The 22,011-nt window shown below is 33.7% G+C and carries 16 protein-coding genes and 1 tRNA gene; 6 read left to right on the plus strand and 11 right to left on the minus strand.

Annotation, left to right across the window (positions count from 1 at the left end):
- Position 1: 1 nt before the first annotated feature.
- Positions 2 to 2,047, minus strand: coding sequence for a ComEC/Rec2 family competence protein (locus ABY285_RS02500; RefSeq protein ID WP_372766679.1), 2,046 nt, complete (start codon positions 2,045 to 2,047; stop codon positions 2 to 4).
- 242 nt (positions 2,048 to 2,289) lie between these two features.
- Between ABY285_RS02500 and ABY285_RS02505 the strand changes: the two genes are divergently transcribed.
- On the plus strand, positions 2,290 to 3,180 hold the full coding sequence (locus tag ABY285_RS02505; RefSeq protein WP_372766681.1) for a hypothetical protein: 891 nt from the start codon (positions 2,290 to 2,292) through the stop codon (positions 3,178 to 3,180).
- A 49-nt stretch (positions 3,181 to 3,229) separates the two neighbouring features.
- On the opposite strand, the gene lpxB is transcribed toward ABY285_RS02505, so the two are convergent.
- From lpxB to surE, 3 genes are read right to left on the minus strand one after another with little or no spacing between them, the layout of a single operon-like run.
- Positions 3,230 to 4,339, minus strand: a complete 1,110-nt coding sequence (lpxB, locus tag ABY285_RS02510; RefSeq protein WP_372766683.1) for a lipid-A-disaccharide synthase — start codon at positions 4,337 to 4,339, stop codon at positions 3,230 to 3,232.
- A 7-nt stretch (positions 4,340 to 4,346) separates the two neighbouring features.
- Positions 4,347 to 4,631, minus strand: a complete 285-nt coding sequence (locus tag ABY285_RS02515; RefSeq protein ID WP_372766685.1) for a hypothetical protein — start codon at positions 4,629 to 4,631, stop codon at positions 4,347 to 4,349.
- A 30-nt stretch (positions 4,632 to 4,661) separates the two neighbouring features.
- Positions 4,662 to 5,426: a 5'/3'-nucleotidase SurE gene (surE, locus tag ABY285_RS02520; RefSeq protein WP_372766719.1), complete on the minus strand. Its 765-nt coding sequence runs from the start codon at positions 5,424 to 5,426 to the stop codon at positions 4,662 to 4,664.
- Between the two features lie 305 nt (positions 5,427 to 5,731).
- Here surE and ABY285_RS02525 point away from each other — a divergent pair, with 305 nt between their 5' ends.
- The 3 genes from ABY285_RS02525 to ABY285_RS02535 all read left to right on the plus strand — a co-directional run bounded on the left by ABY285_RS02525 (position 5,732) and on the right by ABY285_RS02535 (position 9,521).
- Positions 5,732 to 7,846 carry a carboxy terminal-processing peptidase gene (locus ABY285_RS02525; protein ID WP_372766687.1) on the plus strand — a complete coding sequence of 705 codons (2,115 nt, stop codon included), beginning with the start codon at positions 5,732 to 5,734 and terminating at the stop codon, positions 7,844 to 7,846.
- Positions 7,847 to 7,887: 41 nt separating this feature from the next.
- Positions 7,888 to 8,982, plus strand: coding sequence for an ABC transporter permease (locus tag ABY285_RS02530; RefSeq protein ID WP_372766689.1), 1,095 nt, complete (start codon positions 7,888 to 7,890; stop codon positions 8,980 to 8,982).
- A gap of 89 nt (positions 8,983 to 9,071) precedes the next feature.
- The gene (locus ABY285_RS02535) at positions 9,072 to 9,521 is read left to right on the plus strand and encodes an acyl-CoA thioesterase (RefSeq protein ID WP_372766691.1); all 450 of its coding nucleotides are present in this window, start codon (positions 9,072 to 9,074) and stop codon (positions 9,519 to 9,521) included.
- Between the two features lie 111 nt (positions 9,522 to 9,632).
- Here ABY285_RS02535 and ABY285_RS02540 read toward each other — a convergent pair whose 3' ends face one another.
- Positions 9,633 to 11,285 (minus strand): sodium/sugar symporter, encoded by a 1,653-nt coding sequence (locus ABY285_RS02540; RefSeq protein WP_372766693.1) that lies wholly within the window; start codon positions 11,283 to 11,285, stop codon positions 9,633 to 9,635.
- A gap of 509 nt (positions 11,286 to 11,794) precedes the next feature.
- Positions 11,795 to 11,876: transfer RNA gene (locus ABY285_RS02545), tRNA-Leu, on the minus strand.
- A 118-nt stretch (positions 11,877 to 11,994) separates the two neighbouring features.
- Between ABY285_RS02545 and ABY285_RS02550 the strand changes: the two genes are divergently transcribed.
- On the plus strand, positions 11,995 to 13,380 hold the full coding sequence (locus ABY285_RS02550; RefSeq protein WP_372766695.1) for a dipeptidase: 1,386 nt from the start codon (positions 11,995 to 11,997) through the stop codon (positions 13,378 to 13,380).
- A 105-nt stretch (positions 13,381 to 13,485) separates the two neighbouring features.
- Here ABY285_RS02550 and ABY285_RS02555 read toward each other — a convergent pair whose 3' ends face one another.
- Positions 13,486 to 14,064 carry a PhnA domain-containing protein gene (locus ABY285_RS02555; RefSeq protein WP_372766697.1) on the minus strand — a complete coding sequence of 193 codons (579 nt, stop codon included), beginning with the start codon at positions 14,062 to 14,064 and terminating at the stop codon, positions 13,486 to 13,488.
- 257 nt (positions 14,065 to 14,321) lie between these two features.
- Between ABY285_RS02555 and ABY285_RS02560 the strand changes: the two genes are divergently transcribed.
- Positions 14,322 to 15,425 carry a DUF4407 domain-containing protein gene (locus tag ABY285_RS02560; RefSeq protein WP_372766698.1) on the plus strand — a complete coding sequence of 368 codons (1,104 nt, stop codon included), beginning with the start codon at positions 14,322 to 14,324 and terminating at the stop codon, positions 15,423 to 15,425.
- A 34-nt stretch (positions 15,426 to 15,459) separates the two neighbouring features.
- On the opposite strand, the gene ABY285_RS02565 is transcribed toward ABY285_RS02560, so the two are convergent.
- The 4 genes from ABY285_RS02565 to ABY285_RS02580 form a co-directional block, all read right to left on the minus strand.
- Positions 15,460 to 16,779 carry a S28 family serine protease gene (locus tag ABY285_RS02565; protein ID WP_372766699.1) on the minus strand — a complete coding sequence of 440 codons (1,320 nt, stop codon included), beginning with the start codon at positions 16,777 to 16,779 and terminating at the stop codon, positions 15,460 to 15,462.
- Between the two features lie 127 nt (positions 16,780 to 16,906).
- The gene (locus ABY285_RS02570; RefSeq protein WP_372766701.1) at positions 16,907 to 19,129 is read right to left on the minus strand and encodes a LytS/YhcK type 5TM receptor domain-containing protein; all 2,223 of its coding nucleotides are present in this window, start codon (positions 19,127 to 19,129) and stop codon (positions 16,907 to 16,909) included.
- 376 nt (positions 19,130 to 19,505) lie between these two features.
- A complete protein-coding gene (locus tag ABY285_RS02575; protein ID WP_372766702.1) occupies positions 19,506 to 20,798 on the minus strand; it encodes an aminopeptidase P N-terminal domain-containing protein in 1,293 nt (430 codons plus the stop codon).
- 134 nt (positions 20,799 to 20,932) lie between these two features.
- Positions 20,933 to 22,006, minus strand: a complete 1,074-nt coding sequence (locus tag ABY285_RS02580) for an alanine racemase (protein WP_372766704.1) — start codon at positions 22,004 to 22,006, stop codon at positions 20,933 to 20,935.
- Positions 22,007 to 22,011: the final 5 nt, after the last annotated feature.

Here is a 22,011-nt window from a genome sequence, read left to right on the forward strand (position 1 = left end):
CTTATTTATTGAGAACAAAAGCTCCTTTTTTCAAAGTATTGTGAAAAGGAGTTTTATTTTTAAGGCACGTTTGTTCCCAATCTTCCAAATAACTTTTATAATTTGAACCATCAGCAATAATTATTTTTGGATGTAGATTTTTCAACAACCTTTCTAAGTTTATTTTTGGAGATTGTTGCAATACAACAATTGTTGGATTTACCGAGTTAAAGCTGTAAATCCCCAAACTATCTACCATTAAAATAGTTTCATTTTTAAACGCGTACAGATTTTTTATTTTTTCTGAAGGAAGAATTTCATTCAATCCTGACCCAACCAAGTAGGCAATTTTAAAATTTGAAATAGCTTTCAATGAATCTGCAGAAACATGAAATATAATTTTATCCCCCGTTCTTTTTCCAACTGTGCTTGCCTTGCTCTCATTAAAAACAATAAATTCATTCATCGATTGTGCCATATATTTTTCAAAAACAAAAACAGTTTGAATTAATATAATTGAAATTAACACGAGCACAAAACGATAAAAAACCTTCTTTTCAATCCATTTTAGTCCAAAAAATAAAAAGGCGTAAAGCGCAACCATCAGAAGAAATGACATTGAAATCTGTTGAATAATAAAAAATTCCTGATGAGCAATCCAACCTACAAATTTATTCATTTGCTGAATGACAAAAATGTAACCACCTGCTAAAAATTGAGGCATAATTTGTAAAACTGAAAGTACCATGATTACAATTCCTAAAGTTAAAACAACACCCAAAAACGGGATAATCACCAAATTAGAGACAAAGAACAATCCGGGAAATTGATGAAAATAATACAGACTCAAAGGCAAAACGCCAATTTGAGCAGCCATTGAAACCGTCAATAATTGCCAGGTCTTATCCAAGAACCAAAATTTTGGTTTCCACAAATGATACAATTTTGGCTGAATCCACACAATTGAAAAAACTGCCATATAACTTAATTGAAATCCAACTTCAAACAAATAATACGGATTAAACAACAGCAAAAAGAACATCGAAATAACCAATGTTTTATAGACGCTTGAAGGTCGATTTACAAACATTGCAATGGCAATTGCTGTAAACATGGCCACTGCCCTAACCACTGAAGCTGATAAACCGGCAAGTATGGCATACATCCATAAAATAATTATAATAGCCAGAGTTGTCGTTAATTTTCCATGTTTAAAATAATGTAACGGCTTAAAAACAGCCGTTAAAATCATTAAAATAATACCAATATGCAACCCCGAAACCGCTAAGATATGAATAGCTCCAGCACCTGCATAGCTTTGCTGTAGTTCGCTTGTTATGTACTGCCGCTGACCTAAAAGCAAGGCGTTTACTACCGCCAATTCATCGTTTTTGAACCCATACCAGATTAATGCTTTTGTGATTTTATCTCTAATGATGGCGGCAATTCCCTTTAAAGTTTGATTTGTTTTCGGCAACAATAAAAATTGGGAGTTATTCCCATAAATTTGATGGTGAATTTGTTGTTGCTGCAGGTATTTTTTATAATTAAAACCATAGGGGTTTAAAGGTTCTGCAATTGAATTGAAAACTATTTTAACCGCTAAATTATCATCAACCCGAAATTGACTTTTTGTGCTGTCTTTTTCAATGTTTACTAAAATTTCGCCTATAGATTTTTTGCCGTTAAACGCATATACTTCCGCTTCATATTTGTTATAATAGGTTGTGGATTTCAGCAAACGCTCAATTGAAATTAAAGCTAAAACAGGCGTATTTGTTGAAAATTGAAGTTCTTTGGAATAATGTTTTTTGTTGTTTAATTGATTTTTAAACGTAATTATGCCCAAACCAATAAAAAAGGAAAGAAAAAAAACCAAAACAGTGAATAAGAAAGGCGTTTGAAATTGATTGTTACTATAAAAATATACCGCAGTGAATATTAGTATTAATCCACCAAAAACCGGGACCAATTGATTTGGGGAAATGCTGAAATGATTTCCAATGATAATACCCACTATTAAAAAGATGGTAAGTTGAGCAGGTATAAATTTCAAAAACTTTATCATAGCAGGATAAAGTTAGTCAAAAAAATAAAGGAATATGATTTTCATTATATCATTTTTAAATTTAAATGTCAGTAACAATTGTTACTAACTGACTTTTATCACTATTGGCAACTTCCTTTAAAAGTAATTTTGATCGATTTCCAAATTTTAACATTGTGAAATGCGCCTTCGGAAATGCCAAGAAACACCTTTGAAACTATGCAAATTCCATAATACCTATAAAAACAAATTAAATTTACATTATGAAAAACATCTTTATCAGCCTTATTTTTATTTTAATTTTCAACACAGGTTCGTTCGGACAAGATTTATATCCCTATATTAAAATTGGTGAAACAACTGAAACCATGCAGCAAGCATCAGAAAAAATTACAGAAGCTCTACAAAACAATTCATTTACAATTTTAGGGTCTTACAGTCCGTCAAACAAAAGCACTTTAAAAGTAATTGCATTTACAAGAACTGATTTAAAAAACACAGTTGTTAAAGTTACTGACAGAGGTGCTCTTGCAGCAGTATTTAAAGTTGGCTTGGTTTCAAAAAACGGAAAAGTAACCATGTCCTATACAAATCCGGAATATATTTTAAGAGCCTATTTGGCCGATAATTACAATACTTACAAAAGTACATTTCAAAAATTTGACGCCGATTTAAAAACAGCCTTTTCAACAGTTGGCAATGAATTTAAACCTTTTGGAGGAACTGTAAAAGTCCAAAATTTAAAAAAATATCATTATAAAATAACGATGCCTTACTTTACAGATCCAATTACACTTAATGAGTTTTCATCATTTGAGGAAGGATTAAAAATAATAGAGGCCAACTTAAAAGCTAAAAAAGGAGCAACAACAACACTCGTGTATAAATTAGTTTATGAAAAAGAAAATATAGCAGTATTTGGCATTGGTTTACAAAGTAAAGAAAAAGGAGAATCTTATTTTTTACCAATTATTGGGGAAGGCCATATCGCTGCAATGCCATATGAAATTATTTTACAAGGAAAAAAAGCAACGATGCTCGCCGGAAAATACAGATTGGCTTTAAATTGGCCTGAATTAACTATGGGAACTTTTATGAAAATTATGAGTACTCCTGGCGATATTGAAGATACTTTAGAGGCTGTTTGCGAGTAATTTCAGATAAACAAATAAATTTTTAAAAACGCTGAAATATTTATTTATTTCAGCGTTTTTGTATGATTAATTCAGCTGCTTTATTGGAAGCGCCTTTGCCTCCAAGTTTTTTCTCCAAATCGTAATAATCTATAAACATCAAAGCGCGTTGGTAGCCGTCAATAATTTTATGAAGTTCCTTTTCTAAGTTTTTTTCGTTAAAATCATCCTGAATCAATTCTTTTACAACCTCTTTATCCATAATTAAATTTACCAGTGAAATAAATTTTAATTTCACCAAGCGCTTGCCAATTTCATAAGATGCCCTACTGGTTTTATAACAAACAACTTGAGGGATTTTAAACAAGGCTGTTTCTAATGTTGCCGTACCGGAAGTCACAATAGCCGCATATGAAACAGACAGCAAATCGTACGTTTTGTTGGGCACAAATTTCACATTGTCTTTGGCTATAAATTGCTCGTAAAATTCAAAATCCTGACTTGGGGCTCCAGCAATCACAAATTGGAAATCAGGAAATTTATCGACTATGTTTAGCATGACCGAAAGCATTTTTTTAATTTCCTGCTTTCTACTTCCTGGCAATAGCGCAATAACAGGTTTTTTGCTCAACTGATGCGCCTCCCTAAAGGTATTTTCATCAACTTGTGTTCTATTGGAAATGGCATCGATTAAAGGATGACCCACAAAATGAACTGGAAAGTTGTGCTTTTTTTCATAAAAATCCTTTTCAAAAGGTAAAATCACATACATTTCATCCACATCGCGTTTAATAATTTTAATGCGATTTTCTTTCCAGGCCCAAATTTGAGGAGAAATATAATAATGGACTTTAACGCCTGTTTTTTTTGCAAATTCAGCAATTCGCATATTAAATCCGGGATAATCTATTAGGATTAAAATATCGGGTTTAAAGTTTGAAATATCACTTTTACAGAAGGCTAGATTTTTAAATATTTCACCAAGATTCATTACAACTTCGGCAAAGCCCATAAAGGCCAATTCGCGATAATGTTTCACCAAAGTGCCGCCAACTTCCTGCATTAAATCGCCACCCCAAAATCTAATTTCAGCAGATGAATCTTTCTCTATTAATGCCTTCATTAAATTGGACCCATGCAAATCTCCTGAAGCCTCGCCAGCAATAATGTAATACTTCATTTTGTGCTTACTTAGAAAATAACGTTAACAATAATACGATAAATGCAATTAAAAAAGTTTCCATTAAAACGCCTCTGGCCCTATAAATTTGTTTCTTTTTTAAAAATACAAAAAATACAAAAAAGTTTGCAATTGCACCAATCACTAAAACTTTCCCTTCCAAATTTCCTTCTTTAATAAGTGCTAAACTTTCATAAAAATCATACGTAGAAAAGAATTCAATAAAAAGAAAACAACCAAATGAAGTTGCCACAATAGCCACCATAAAACCTATTAACATTTCCTTTTTCATTGTATAAATTTAATTAAATAAACGCTGAAATCATAAATTCCAACTGTTTAATTTTTGCAAAAAATGATGTGCGGTTAAATCAAATTGAACGGGAACTACTGAAATATAATTGTTAGCCAATGCCCACTCGTCGGTATCTTCGCCCTTATCCATATTCACAAATTTTCCTGTGAGCCAATAGTATGTTTTACCCTGCGGATTGGACCTTTTATCAAATTCTTCGACCCAATTTGCACGTGCCTGCCGGCTAATTTTAATTCCCTTAAAAGTTTTACTTTTTGGAAAATTCACATTGAGTACAACGCCATCGGGCAATCCGTTTTCCAACACATTTAATGCGATTTTTTTGATGTGTTTTTTTAAAGGCTCGAAATCGGCATTCCATGAATAATCGAGCAATGAGAACCCAATCGCCGGGATACCTTCCACTCCAGCTTCCACAGCAGCGCTCATGGTGCCTGAATAAATTACATTAATTGATGAATTTGACCCATGATTTATCCCAGAAACACATAAATCCGGTCTTCTGTCTAAAATTTCACTTACGGCCAACTTTACGCAATCTGCAGGCGTCCCTGACGATTGATACTCTTTTTGGGGTCCGTCATCAATTCTTATTTCATTGCAATACAAAGTTTCATTAATGGTAATTGCGTGCCCCATACCACTTTGCGGACTATCGGGAGCAATCACAACCACATCTGCAATTTCATTCATCACAGAAATTAAGACTCTAATTCCCGGAGCCGTAATTCCATCATCATTGGTGACTAAAATCAAAGGTTTTTTATTCATCATTTTCAAATTAAGCAACAAATTTAGGCTATTTTATTCGCTTACAATAAATTAAAATTTAACATTTTATAAAATAAAATTAAACTATTATTACTTTATAATTGCGTTGACAAAACAGAAAATTACCTAAAAAATTCACAAGGCCAACGATATTGGACATTGGACAGTTTTTAGTTAAAATAGTGGTAAAATGTCCGAAGCCTTAGAGGAATTTATAAAAAAAGGTTAATTTAGATGTCTAACTAAAAAAATGGCACTATTATAGTAGTTGCTAAAAAACATATTAATAAATATTGAAACGAAAGATGATGATTAGAAAATTTAAATTTTTATTGCCTTTGCTTTTTGTTTTAAGCTTACTAACAAGCTTTCATGCGACTGCGAATACTGACCCGAAAGATAAAGTTTTATTAACTATTTTAAAATATGTGTTGGTACAGGGTCATTATGAACCCCGCCAAATTGACGATGCCTTTTCGGTACAAGTTTATGATGAGTTTTTGGAAAGATTAGACCCTTCTAAAAGGTATTTTCTTCAGTCGGATATTGATGAATTTGCAGCTTATAAAACTAAAATTGATGACCAGATTAACAATGAAGATTTAACATTCTTCTATTTAGTTTATGAACGTTTTGTAAAACGCACCGAAGAATCTAAAACCTATTACAAAGAAATTTTAGCGAATAAATTTAATTTTGAAGTTAGCGGTGAAACGTTAAACATTGATTCCGAAAATATTCCCTATTCCAAAACTAAAAATAAGTTGGTAAACCTTTGGAATAAGCAATTAAAATATAATGCACTTACACGTTTCTATGACAAAATAAGTGATGAGGATGATAAATACAAATTGGACAGCACCTATGTTAAAAAATCAATAGATGCGCTAGAAATTGAAGCACGTGAAGCTACGTTAAGCAGCATGAATGATCTTTATGATCGCATTGATGAACTTACTTATTCCGATTGGTTTTCAACTTACGTGAACTGCATTGCCGAATCATTTGACCCGCACACCACTTATTTTGATCCAAGCGTAAAAAAACAGTTTGATATTTCCATGGCAGGAAAATTAGAAGGTATTGGCGCCAGACTTCAAAAGAAAAATGATTATACCAAAGTAGATGAATTGATCTCCGGTGGTCCAGCATGGAAATCAGGCGAATTGGAAGTGGGCGACATTATTTTAAAAGTGGCACAGGGAAATGAAGAACCTATTGACATTGTAGGGATGCGTTTAGATCATGCCATTGAATTTATTAAAGGCAAAAAAGGCACTGAAGTTAGATTGACCGTTAAAAAAATAGATGGCACAATTAAAGTCATTTCTATTATTAGAGATATTGTTGAGCTGGATGAAACCTTTGTAAAATCAAGTATTCTGAAAAAAGACGGAAGAACTTTTGGTGTAATTAGTTTGCCTAAGTTTTATATTGATTTTGACGAAAAAAACTTCAGAAACTCCGCAACAGATATGGCCCAGGAAATTGAACGTTTGAAAAAAGAAAACATTGAAGGGATTTTGTTGGATTTAAGAAATAATGGAGGCGGTTCACTTCAAACAGCAATTGAAATTAGCGGATTGTTTATAAACAAAGGTCCTGTTGTACAAGTAAAATATCGTGACAGAAATGCCGATGTTAAAAATGATACAGATTCAAAAATTCAATGGAGCGGTCCTTTGGTGGTTTTAGTTAATGAACTGTCGGCTTCCGCATCAGAAATATTTGCAGCAGCCATGCAAGATTACCACAGAGCCATAATTATAGGTGGTAAACAAACCTATGGAAAAGGCACTGTTCAAAGCGTTTTGGACTTAAATAAATATCATAATTTAAATGAAGATTTAGGAGCGCTAAAAATCACGATCCAAAAATTCTACAGAATTAATGGAGGCTCAACACAAATGGAAGGTGTACATTCTGATATTATGTTACCAAGCAGATACAGTTATATGGAAATTGGTGAACGAGATATGAAAAATGCTTTGAAATTTGATAAAGTTGCTCCGGCCAATTATGCACTTTGGAACAATTATGAAAATTATGACCTGGCAATAAACAATAGCAAAAAACGAATTGAAAATAATAAATATTTTAAATTAATTGATGAAAATGCAAAATGGCTAAAAAGTTCACAGGATGAAAACTTGGTTTCTTTAAATATTGAAGATTATAAAACAGATTTGGAAAGCCATAAAAATGAATACTTAAAATATAAAGAAATTGGTGAATACACCTCCAATTTAACTTATACATCACCGTTTTATGAAAAATCTTTATTAGAAGCTGATAAGGATTTATCCGAAAAACGTGAAGCCTGGCATGCGAATTTGAAAAAAGATATTTATGTTGAAGAAGCTTTAAATGTGCTCAGCGAATTAAAAATAAAACCACAATATCAATTGGTAAAAAATTAATTTTAAAATAGTGTAACTTTACAGCTGTAAAGCAATAACTATTGAAAACTAAAGCAAATTCATTATCCGCATTAGCACTCCAGAAGTATAAAAAAAATACTGCTGGAGTGTTTGGTTTTTGGTTTGTTGTTTTATGTGCTTTAACAGCAATATTTGCCTACGTTTTAGCACCTGACAACAGTAGTAATGCCAACCAGATGCATTTGGAAATTCATTCGAAAAAACCGGGTTTTGAAGTTTTAATGCTCAGCATTCCTTCAGAAAAAAAAATAAATCAATCATTCTTCAATATTATTTTATTCGGAAAAAAAAGTCCGCTGACTGAAGTGCCGATTTCAAATTACAGCATTTCAGCAACTGACTTGATTATTAATTCCTATACAGAAAACAGTGCTGTAAGTTTAACAAAAACATTCCCGCTATCAAAATTTCAAGGAAAAGACATTTCAACCTTCATCAAAACAAAAAAATTCTATTTAGGAACCGATAAGTATGGAAGGGATTTGTTAAGCAGAATGTTAATTGGCACAAGAATCTCTTTTTCAATTGGTTTTATTGCTGTGTTTATTTCATTGGTGATTGGTCTTTTCATAGGTGCAATTGCTGGCTATTTTGGAGGAAAAATTGATGCTTTTATTATGTGGCTCATTAATATTACTTGGTCTATACCTACACTGCTTTTGGTAATTGCCATCACATTGGCGTTGGGAAAAGGATTTTGGCAAGTTTTTATTGCAGTTGGATTAACTATGTGGGTTGAAGTTGCAAGAGTAGTGCGCGGACAACTTATTAGCGCAAAGGAAATGCAGTATGTAGAAGCGGCCAAAGCTTTGGGCTTCTCCAACTTTAGAATCATTTTTAAACATATTTTGCCCAATATTATGGCGCCTGTAATTGTAATTTCAGCAGCCAACTTCGCCGGAGCTATTTTAATGGAAAGCGGATTGAGTTTTTTAGGAATTGGCGCCCAGCCTCCAACACCTTCCTGGGGGGCTATGATTAAAGACCATTACAGTTACATTATTCTAGGAAAAGCTTATTTGGCGGTTATTCCCGGATTGGCCATTATGAGTTTGGTCATGGCTTTTATGCTTATTGGTAACGCTTTGCGTGACGCTTTGGATGTTAAAAATTAGAAACTCCAAAATATTTCAACCTTTTTATTACAATCGGTTTATAAAAACAAAACTTAAGCCCTAATTTAGCCGCTTCAAAAAAATATTTAATGAATTTCGAAATTACTTTTAAAACAAAATGGTCAGATTTTGACCCAAACCGTCATATGCGTCATACAGCTTACAACGATTATGCCGCTGAAGTTAGAGTGCGGTTTTTTCAGGAACACGGACTTTCAATAAATGAATTTGCCAAATTAAACATTGGCCCTATTTTATTTAAAGAAGAAACTTCATTCTATAAAGAAATTCATATTGGTGAAAATATTACCGTAAAAATGGAATTGGAAGGTGTTTCTAAAAACATTGAGCGCTGGCGATTTAAACATCATATTTTTAATGAAGCCGGTAAACTTTCGGCAGAAATTAAAGTATATGGCGCTTGGATCGATTTGGAGAATAGGAAACTCACCTCGCCTCCCCAAAAATTTGTGACCATATTTGATGGCCTTCCAAAATCTGAAAATTTTCAAGAAATTTTGTTGAAAAAAAAAATATAAAGATCAAGTAATTATATGAATTCGACTTTTAAATAATTCAGAAAAAATTTATATAAAAACAAAAAAGGGCCAGGAAATTCCAGACTCTTTTTTCTATTATCTATTTAATTATTATTTCCAGAAGGCCGCATAAAGAGCCACTAGAATAATCATCACAGCAAATGCTCCAATATTAAATACAGGACCTGTTTTAAATAATTGTTTCGAAAGCTGAATTCCTTTTTCATCATCTTTTCCGTTGTGTTGAACCCAGCTCACAACAGCAATAACAATCATAGTAAGTATTGCAGTATATCCCATTTGATCTAAAAAAGGAACATCCACAAATAACGCACTCGTTGACCATCCTTTTGGAGCCACTTTAAAATACATGGCAATTGGAATTGAAACCAAGGCTCCAATAATTGCACCTTTATTTGTGGTTTTCTTCCAAAATAATCCTAAAATAAATATGGCTAAAATTCCCGGACTCACAACTCCCGTATATTCTTGAATAAATTGAAAAGCCTGATCAAGTCCTCCCAATAAAGGGGCCATAACACCAGCAATCGCTAACGCAATACCCGCAGAGATTCTTCCCATTCTCACAGTGCTTTTATCGCTTGCATTTTTATTGATGTACTGTTTGTAAATATCCATGGTAAAAATGGTTGAAGTTGAATTCAACATTGAAGCCAAAGACGATACAATGGCTGCAGCCAAAGCCGCAAAAGCAACACCTTTTAATCCGGTAGGCAAAAATTGCAACAACCAAGGATATGCTGTGTCAGCCTGTTCTAAAGTAGGTAAATTCTTAAGCCCAGCTGCACCCAAACGTGCCATAATCTCAGGGTCGTTTACCATAACATAAGCTGCTATTCCAGGAATTACCACAATTATCGGAATAATTAATTTTAATCCGGCAGCCAATAAAATTCCCTTTTGAGCTTCTTTTAATGATTTTGCCGCCAAAGTTCTTTGAATAATATATTGGTTGAATCCCCAATAGTACAAATTTGCTACCCACATACCTCCAATCAACACGCCAATTCCCGGTAAACTTTTATAATGCGAACTTGATTCATCCAAAATCATCACAAATCTTTCAGGAGCAGCATCAAACACTGTTTTCAGTCCAGCCCACACTCCTTCACCTCCAGAAACCATATTAAGAGCCAGATAAGTGGTAACCAAGCCTCCCAAAACTAAAAACACCACCTGAATTACATCTGTCCAGGCAACTGCTGAAAGTCCGCCGTATAAGGAATAGGCAGCTGCGAACAATGCCAATCCAATCACGCCATAAACCATAGGAATTCCCATGATGGTTTCTAAAGCCAAAGACCCCAAATATAAAACCGAAGTTAAATTTACAAACACATAAAGCGCGATCCAGAATACGGCTAAAATGGTTTTTAAGTTGGTGGAAAATCGTTTTTCAACAAATTCAGGAATGGTATACAACCCTTTTTCAATAAAAATAGGCAAAAAGTATTTTCCCACTATAATTAAAGTGATGGCTGCCATCCATTCATAAGATGCAATTGCCAATCCCAAAGCAAACCCAGAACCAGACATGCCTATAAACTGTTCCGCAGAAATATTTGCAGCGATTAATGAAGTCCCAATAGCCCACCAAGGCAAAGATTTACTAGCCAAAAAATAATCTTCAGCAGTTTTTTGATGTCCCTTTTTATCTCTTGACACCCATAAGCCTACCCCTAAAATTAATACAGCATAAGCTATAAAAACGAAATAATCCCAAAATCCAAAATGTGCAGTCATAATTTTTTATTAATATTTAGTTGTTTTATTTTTGTTCTCTCGCTTGGTATTTCTTCAAAAGCAGTTAATTTTTTTATTGGTTTTTCAAAATTGACTTTTTTGTCAATTTCAGTAGCTAAAAAAACCCATTGAATTCATCGGTATTTGCTCCAATAATGTTAATTCTTCCTGGAGATTCTATATTTACAACGTTTTCGGAGTCTATTAGATCAATTTCCTTCATTAATAGAGCTAAGTTATTTCGGCCATTTTAACAATTAGAATGCTAACTTACTAAATTTATTAATATAAAATTACTTATCTATCATAGGAATTCATAAAAGAATATTAGGCGTAAGACAAGCAGTCAAAGGATGTCAAGGCCTAAAACCAAAGACCTCATTTGAATTTAATCTTTCTAATTTCTAAATCAAAAAAACTTTATTTCTGAAAATTTTTTCATGTGAGCGGATAAACATCTCGCCAAATTTTTTCCATAAAAAAAGCTCCTCGGTTTCGAAGAGCTTTTGTGCGGGCGGAGAGACTCGAACTCTCACACCTTGCGGCACCAGATCCTAAGTCTGGCGTGTCTACCAATTCCACCACGCCCGCATTATGGTGGCTGCAAATATACACAATACTTACAAATTGCAAAGTACATCGTAATCTTTTTTCAACAATTTCAATCAAAAAAAATTTGCGTAATTTTGAGCTAACAAATTTAATTAAAATGAAAAATATAAAATCATACGTAAATCAGCATAAAGACCGATTTATTAATGAGTTGATTGAACTGCTTAAAATGCCCTCAGTTAGCGCCGATTCTGCTTTTAACAAAGATATTTTAAATACCGCCGATGCCGTAAAAATCGCACTTGAAAAAGCGGGTTGCGACACTGTTGAAATATGCAAAACTCCAGGAAACCCAATAGTTTACGGAGAAAAAATAATCGACAAAAAATTACCAACCATACTTGTTTATGGGCATTACGATGTGCAGCCAGCCGATCCTATAGAGCTTTGGGATTCGCCACCTTTTGAGCCAATTATTAAAAAAACGAAAATCCATCCCGATGGTGCTATTTTTGCCCGAGGCGCCTGCGACGATAAAGGTCAAATGTATATGCACGTTAAAGCGTTGGAATATATGATAACAAACAAACAACTTCCTTGTAACGTAAAGTTTATGATTGAAGGTGAAGAGGAAATTGGTTCCGTTAGTTTGGCTTGGTTTGTTGAACGCAACCAAGAAAAATTAGCAAATGATATTATTTTAATTTCCGATACAGGGATGATTTCAAACTCACAACCCTCAATAACCACAGGTTTGCGAGGATTAAGCTATGTTGAAGTTGAAGTTACCGGTCCAAACAGAGATTTACATTCCGGCTTATATGGCGGTGCAGTTGCCAATCCAATCAATATTTTAACTAAAATGATTGCTTCACTGCACGATGAAAATAACCACATCACCATTCCCGGTTTTTACGACAAAGTAGCGGATTTATCTTCAGAAGAAAGAGCTGAAATGGCAAAAGCGCCGTTTTCATTAGATGCCTATAAAAAAGCATTAGACATTGAAGAAGTTTACGGTGAAAAAGGCTATACCACAAACGAACGAAATTCCATCCGCCCAACATTGGATGTTAACGGAATTTGGGGAGGCTATACTGGTGAAGGTGCAAAAACAGTGATTGCAAGCAAAGCACACGCAAAAATTTCTATGCGATTGGTGCCAAATCAGGACTGGCAAGAAATTACGGAATTGTTTAAAAATCATTTCGAAAAAATCGCACCAAAATCAGTTAAAGTAAAAGTAACACCGCATCACGGCGGACAAGGTTATGTGACACCAATTGACACTATTGGTTATAAAGCGGCGAGTAAAGCTTACCAGGAATCGTTTGGAGTTGCACCTATTCCGCAACGTTCAGGAGGAAGTATTCCAATTGTAGCCCTTTTTGAAAAAGAACTCAAAAGCAAAACTATTTTAATGGGATTTGGGTTGGACAGTGATGCAATCCACTCTCCAAATGAGCATTTTGGAGTTTTTAATTACCTGAAAGGCATTGAAACCATTCCGTTATTTTATAAATATTTTACGGAAATGTCTTAAAAAAAGAATCCCAAATTCGCTTTGCGAATTTGGGATTCTTTTTTTGTTTATTCGTTTAGTTGTGTAACTGTTTATTTTTGCTTCGGTCTTCGGTCTCCCGGCTTCTTACATTTTCTTTACGTATTTCGTAATAATCACAATTTGAGTTGGACCAACTTTACCTTCAATATGTTCGGCATTTTCACGATCCAATGTGATTCTACGAACAGCAGTTCCTTGTTTCGCAATCAAACTAGACCCTTTTACCTTTAAATCTTTTATAAGTACAACAGAATCTCCAGCCTGCAAAATAACACCATTCACATCTCTGTGCACAATTTCTGTTGTGTTTTCTTCAATAACTCCCAAAGCTTTTGCCCACGTCAAAGTCTCTTCATCCAAATACAACATATCCAATAAACCTTGTGGCCAGCCTTCTGCTTTTAAGTTTGTTAGCATTCTCCAGGCCATCACCTGGACGGCTGGCACCTGGCTCCACATACTGTCGTTTAAACAACGCCAATGATTGACATCAACCAAATCCCGATTTTCAATTTGATTACCGCAAGTGGCACATACCACCACATTGTCATCCTCATTTCCGTTTTTTGCAGGTTGCACTTCGTAAGTGCTTAAATCGGCTGTTGAACCGCACAATTCACATTTAGACCCGCTCCGTGCATCTAATTCTTTCGATATACTCATATTGTGTTTTTAAAAGCGCAAAATTACGTTTAATAAACAGCAATAACAACCGCTATTAAAAATCAATGTTTTGGGCGTTCCCTTCGGGCGGGCTGTTCGTTCCAAGTCCTCGCAAAAACTGCGGGCTTTTCACTGCCATCCCTAACGCAATAAAAATTAAATTCCGATGTTATTTATGTACTGCAATCATTTTTAATAATTCTTTAAGAAAATAATTTGATAATTTTTACGTTGTATGCATAACAAACTACTATGTTATGATTAATAAATTCTTTTGGATGTGCTCAGGCGCAGATACTGATATCCTAAAAACAAGCTCAAAAGGGGAACAACTCAAATATGCAGGTATTGGCGGAACCGTATTTTTTACGGCAGTAATGGCTTATATTGCCTCCAGTTACGCCTTATTTACTGTTTTCGATAATTATTACACGGCCATCTTTTTCGGACTCATTTGGGGATTGCTCATTTTTAATTTAGACCGCTTTATTGTGTCAACCATCAAAAAAAGTGATTCAAAATGGAAAGAAATTTGGCAGGCAACACCTCGAATTATATTGGCCATCATTATAGCTGTTGTGATTTCAAAACCATTAGAAATAAAGATTTTTGAAAAAGAAATCAATCAGGTTTTGTTAACGCAAAAAAATAAATTAACCATGGCAAACAAAGAACAAATTGCCAATCAGTATACACCAGAAATTACCGTAATTAAAAATAAAATAAACGATTTAAAACAAGAGATTGGCACCAAAGAAGCAGAAACAAATGCCTTATATGAGACTTATATTGCAGAAGCGGAAGGCAGAAAAGGAACCAAATTGATCGGTAAAGGTGCCGTTTATAATGAAAAACGCGAAAAACATGATGCGGCTTTGGCCGAATTACAACAAATAAAAACAGAAAATAAAACAAAAATCATTGAAAACGAAGCGCAAATAGCCGTTTTATTAAACCAACAAACAGCACAAATTAATTCAGCACAACCCATCATTGATGGTTTCGACGGCCTAATGGCAAGAATAGATGCCTTAAATGAATTGCCATGGTTGCCATCATTTTTCATTTTCCTGTTATTTTTATCCATTGAAACTTCACCCATTCTGGCAAAATTAATCGCCTCAAAAGGCGAATATGATTTCAAAACGCAAGATGTTGAAAATTCGGTAAAAAATTGGGTGCAGCAAAAAGAAAAGCAACGAGAAAAACTATTAAATACGGATGCAGCGCTTAATGAAGCCATATACAACGAATTGGCCGATGAAAAAGAACTGTACAACTACAAAAAACAAAAAGCAAGCGAAACTTTACAATTTCAGGCAGATGCTTTTTATAACAGTCAGAAGAAAGTTATTGGATAACAATTTTCTTTTCATAGAAATTACAATACGATTATTACTTCAGCGGATAAATAGTAACACTGTACCCCAGCCAGTTTTGCAATTTATCATAAATTAATTGTTGGTCTTCTTTTGAAAAATTGGCTATTCTTGTTTTATGTGAACCCTCTTTTAAAACCATTTTCAAGGCATTCACATGAGGTTTTGGAGAAGGCGCACAAGCGCCCCAAGTATCATATTCCCCATAAATATACAAAATTTTATTTCCCTTGTTTTCAACAAAATCGCGCACTTCATTAATATAATTTGGGCTATAGGTTAAGTCCACATTTTTAGGTGCAAATCGCTTGTTCGTAGGATTGTGAACTACCTTCAATAAATCTTTTACTGGTGTGGTGTCAAAGCCATAATAACCCAATTCCGTCAAATGCTGATAGTACGAAGGAAGCAAATCCACATAGGTCTGATCATTATAAAATGAAATACCTACAATTTCGTTAATATAGTCAAACATAACTTTTGAAGTTGAATTTTCAGTTGGAATAGCATCACACTTTCCTCCCCATTGCCAAAAAGAAAAAGGAAACTCAAGTACCGCATACTCCAAAGCTTCTTCTGGTGATAGTTCCGTAAAACTCATTTTATTTGCAGTCGCAAAGTTTGTTATTTCACTTAAAACAGCCTCTCTGTTTTTTAAAACAGCTCTCTGAAATTCAGTTATTTTCGCCCTGCAAGCATCACTTCCAACTGTTTTAATATGTTCTTCCGTTCTAATGTCTTCAGGTGCGTTTATAAGCGGCGCCACATAAGCCACAGCAACATTTACGTCCCAAGGATATTTAGATTTATAAATTAATACGGTTTCGCCTCCCTTACTTATTCCAGTTGAAATCCATTTTCCGGTATACAATCTTTTCAATTTAGTGACCAAATTATGATAATCTTCAATAGCCTGATCATTTTTTAAAAACTGCCACGGAATGCTATCTGGACGTGATTTCCCATAAAATCGATACTCAACCTGAACCTGGTTTCCTTTCAATATTTTGCTTAATTCATAGGTACTGGGATTCGCGTTATAGCCTTCCGTAATTAAAACTATGGGCATTTTAGTGTCTACATGCGATAAATAAACGTAATGCTTAAAAGTGCCAGCTGCATAATTTTCATGGTCAAATGGTTCTTCCAATACTATTTGATAGGCTTTTGTAAAATGATCTTTGGCCTCCATTTCAGTGATTTCGGCATTAGGGAATAGTTTTTCAAGTTTCTGCTCAAAAGTTAAAATTTCAACGGGATCTAAAGCAACTACTTTACAGGTTGCCATTGACAAACTTAACGCCACAAATAAAATCAGCGATTTATAAAACTTCATAGGAAATATTTAATTTAGAGAAATACTATTTTATAAAATAATTGCTAAAAATACGACTTTTTAAAAAGATTACTGCTATTGTAATTTTAGTTTTATAATTTATGTTTTACTTTAATTGAAGTTATTTCTAAAAATACTTATTGATCAACCCAGTCAATTCGCTTTGACTGTAAGGTTTTGAAATATAGTCATTACATCCTGCCGCTATAGTCTTTTCCCTGTCTCCGGAAAGCGCGAAAGCCGTTTGCGCAAAAATAATTACGTCTTTATTAAACTCCCTGATTAGCTTTGTTGCTTCATAACCATTTAGTTCAGGCATTTTAATATCCATTAAAACAAAATCAATATCTGGATTTTCTTCACATAATTGAACCGCTTCAAATCCGTTTTTCGCGACTAAGGGTGCTTTACAATAATCCTCAATCATTATTTCAAGCATGTTTTCTGAGACAACATCATCTTCAACGATTAATATTTTGAGATCTCTATCGCTATATTTTTTTCGAGTTAATGAAGTTACATTTTGCATATCAATTTTTTTATTTGGTTTTAGGTCACAAGGAATTATAAAGTAAAAAACGGTACTTCCTTCTTTGCCTGAAACAAGATTTTCTTCTTTGCTTTCAACCCAAATTTTACCGCCCAACATTTCAACATAAGCTTTTGAAATTGCCAATCCCAAACCTGCTCCTTCATAATTTCTGGTAAGCAATTCACTGCCTTGTCTAAACCTTTCAAAAATAACTTCCATTTGTTCCGGACGAATACCACCTCCAGTATCTTTTACAAAAAATTCCAGCTCGGCAGTTGCACCATTCGTTTTTAAGTTATACCCAAATTCTATAGCGCCGCGATTTGTGAATTTTATGGCATTTTTAACCAAATTGATCAAAACTGCATAAATTTTTTCACCATCATTATTAATCATGGCTTCATTTTCAGGCAAGGCATTTTTATAACTAAAATCAATTCCTTTTTGTTCAATTTCATTTTTAAAAGATGCATATATACTTTCTATTTGCTCATTAATATTAAATTCAGAATTATTAATGTCCATAATTCCCGACTCTATTTTTGAAATTGTAAGAATGTCGTTTATAATATTAAGCATGCGCTTTCCGCTATTTTCAATTACGCCAATATACCGGTGCTGCTTTTCATTTGTTGGCTCCGATTCTTTCAGCAAGTCTGAAAAGCCAAGAATACTGTTCATTGGGGTACGGATTTCATGACTCATGTTGGTAAGAAAGGCCGATTTCAATCGGTCACTTTCTTCCGCGCGTTCTAGGGCTATTTGTAATTCTTGATTTATTTTTTTGTACCCTTCATTTTGGGCTTTTATTTCATCGTTTTTTTCTTCAAGCATTTTTTCATGCATTTTGCGCTCTGTAATATTTACGCCAATGCTTGCGGTTCCTAATTCCTCTTTTACATCTGATTTCAATACAATATTATACCATCTAATATGTAATTTCTCCCCTGTTTTTGTCAGAATCGGATTCTCATAATTTTTCGAAAATTCCTCAATTTGTATTCCCTTGGAAAATAGCGCCTTCATGTTTCCCTTTTCAGTACTTGGAATAACTAAATCAAACCAGTTTTTTCCTAATACTTCCGCTTTTGAATATCCCGTTATTTGTAACAAATAATCATTACAAAAATTAATAGTTCCATCATTATTAAGCAAAAGCGTCAATATATTTCCGCTATCCAATATCTGCGTAAATCGACGTTCAGATTCTTGCAATTCTATTTGAGCCAATTTATTTTGCCAGTCTTTATATTGTTTAACCATTAAAAAACCAAGCAACAAGGTAACAGGAGGATAGATAATTAAAAGTGGAATTATAATTACTTTTAAAGTTGGCAAAACCTCATCTGTTGGAAGAAAAATTGTGCAAGCCGACATAACAATATGCACAACCAATCCCATCACCAACAATTCCATATAATAATTATTGGATTTCCAGTTTGGTCTGAATTTTCTCCATAACAATCCTATTGATCCCGAAAAAAAAATAACTGCCAAGCCCATCCATAAACCTTCCCCAGCCATAATTACGCGAACAATCCCTGTTCCCAACATGGCAATTATAGTAGGAATTGGCCCAAAAAACAAACCAGATACGGAAAGCAAAACAGAACGCATATCGAAAGAGATTCCAGGTACATAAGTCCATGGAGTAGACATCAAAATAATGCCAATACTACTTAAAACGAGTCCAGCAATAATTTTTTCTGAAATGCTTTTGGAATCTTCATTCTTAATCCAGAAATTTTGATAAAGCATTGAAAAAGCAATCAATAAAGCTGCATTTTGTAATAATCCTATTAGAATAGATTCCTTCATTATTTATTGTTAAACGATAAATATTTCAATTAATAGGATTTTTTAGTCCCTTTTCAGTTCACACTATTGTTGCATGCTGCCTCAATTGATTTTTCCTTCTCATTAAAAAGAGTATAAATTTAAATCATACTAAAACCTTAAAATGTCTCTGGATCAAAAGTTAGAACGTTAAATTTCAGTTTTTATTCTTGTTCTTTTGCCTATGATTTTCAACGTTATCCAAGGCAATTTCCAATAATTGAAAGCATTTACACAAAACTTAAAGCTAGACTTTCCAATTCGTCACTAAATTAAGCTTTTTTGTGATAGAAGCAGAGACAAGTAAACGATTTTTTTATAATATTAATTGAATTTTTTTAACTTTTAGTAAGAAATTCTAAACATTCATTATCGCTTCAATTTCATCTATTTCAATAGGCATATCTGCCGTTAAATTAAAATTGCCATTTTCGGTGATTAAATAATCATTTTCTAAACGACAGCCAATTCCCTCTTCAGCAATATAAATTCCGGGCTCACAAGTAAGCACCATTCCCGCTTCAAATGGTCGGGTATACAAACCAACATCATGAACATCCAACCCAATAAAATGTGCCGATCCGTGCATATAGTACTTTTTATATAAAGGTTTATCAGGGTCCTGTTTTTTAACTTTTTCAATATCCAGCAAACCCAATTTGATTAATTGTTGTTCAACCAAACCTGCCATTTGTTTTTCATATTCGGCAGAAACTGCTCCCGGCTTTAACAATTTGGAACCTTCTTTTAAACAATGTAAAACTGCATTATATACTTCCTTCTGTCTTTTTGAAAATTTTCCGTTTACCGGAAAACAACGCGTAGTGTCTGAATTGTAATTTGCATAACACACGCCAAAATCCATCAATACCATATCACCATCTTTACAAATGGTATCATTGGTGTTATAATGCAAGGCGCAGGCATTTGCTCCTGAAGCCACAATTGGCATAAATGCATTGCGTTTTCCTCCATTTCTAATTAATTCATAAGTCAACTCCGCTTCCAATTCGTATTCCATCATGTCTGGTTTTACGATTTTTAAAACCCTTTTAAAACTTCCAACACTAATATCAGTAGCTTTTTGCATTAATGAAATTTCCTCATCGGATTTAATTTGACGAAGTTCACGGGTAATTTTTGCCGCACGCTTGTAATTATGCAAAGGATATTTTTCTTTGCACCTGGCAATCATTCTGTCCTGTTGTGTCAACATTTCAGCAGTCAATGTTTTTTTATGTTCATTATGGCCTAAGTAAAAAGTATCGGCTTCAAATACCATATATTGCAAAGTCAGATCAAAATCCTGCAGCCATTTAACATTTTTAACGCCCGAAACCTTAAATGCCTTTTCTTTCGTTAACTTGTCGCCTTCCCATATTTTAATGAGGTCACTGGTTTCTTTCACAAACAAAATTTCTCTGTTTTCTGGCAAAGAAGCATCAGGATACATCAATAAAATAGATTCTTCCTGATCAATGCCGCTTAAATAAAACAAATCATTGTTCTGGGAGAATCCCATTTCATCATCTGCATTGTTGGGCATTACATCATTTGATGTTAATATAGCAATGGAATTCGCTTCCATTTTTGCCGTAAAATTTTGTCGATTTTTTATAAATAATAAGGAAGGAATTTGCGCGTATCTCATGCTGTTTAATTTAGTTAAATTCTCTGCTGAAAAAGTCTAAATTTAAGGAAGTTTTTTCTTTTTTGGAATCAATTTTGAAGCAAATTTTATTCCATTAAATACCATGCGAAATAATCTGGATATGAAACAATACATTAAACAAGTTTCTTTCCAATATATTCAGAATTCATGATGCGCAAAGCGCCCATATATTTCATTTTAAACCTCACCAGGTCTCCAACTTTATATTTTTTTGTAGTCTCGCTCAAGTCCACCACCAACATATCTGAGCTGGCACCAATAAAGGAAATGTTTTCATCAACAGGCGTGATAAATTCAGTTTTAGAAATATCCAAAAGCCCTATGTCTAAAATCCCCCTGCTGTGGTTTTTTCCATAATCCTCAGGGTCAATTTCTAAGGTTTCTCCTGATGGATTTTCTTCCAAATAACCATAAGGAACAATAGGTTTTTGCGTTATTTCAATGATTTCAGCATAAAGCAAAAAAACATCATCCTTCATTTTAGGGATTGTTTTATTTGTAAATAAATCAATACCAAAAAACAGGGTTTCCCCAATTCTAAAATGATTAACGCCTTTGGGAATTTGCCTTTTCATTAAAAGGGGTATCATCACAGAAGATCCTCCCGAAACATAATCTATTTTTTTGCCGAACTTTGCTTCAATCAATTGCTCATATAAACTCAACTGAATAAGTTTGTCTTTGCTTGGCATAACACCACTTAAACAATTTAGATTTGCTCCAATACCTGACACATGAATATTGGGCAATTCAAATATTTTTTTGTAAAATTCCATTAAATGCTCACCCATAATACCTTCACGCAAATCACCCAATTCAATCATAATAATAATTCGGTGAATCTTATCCTGTTTAACAGCTTCTGCAGATAACCATTTCATGGTCGTAAATTCTGTATTAAAGCTAACATCAGCGTATTTTACCACATTTGCTAAGCTTCTCTTTGCGGGAGGTTTTATGTAGATGGTTTCTTTGTTAGGATTTATGGCTTTAATTTTTTTCAAATTTGTCAATCGGGCGTCACAAACTTGTTCATCACCTAAAGATAAAACGTATTCCAGAAAAGTTTTATTTCCGCAAAGTAGCTTCAATACAGGCGCCCATTCCTTATTATGCCTTTTAAATAACGACTGCAAAAATGAATAATTATTTTCTAATGATTTCTTATTGAGCGTTATAAAAGCCATTTAAA

It is taken from the genome of Lutibacter sp., assembly GCF_041555395.1.
Lineage (GTDB): Bacteria > Bacteroidota > Bacteroidia > Flavobacteriales > Flavobacteriaceae > Lutibacter.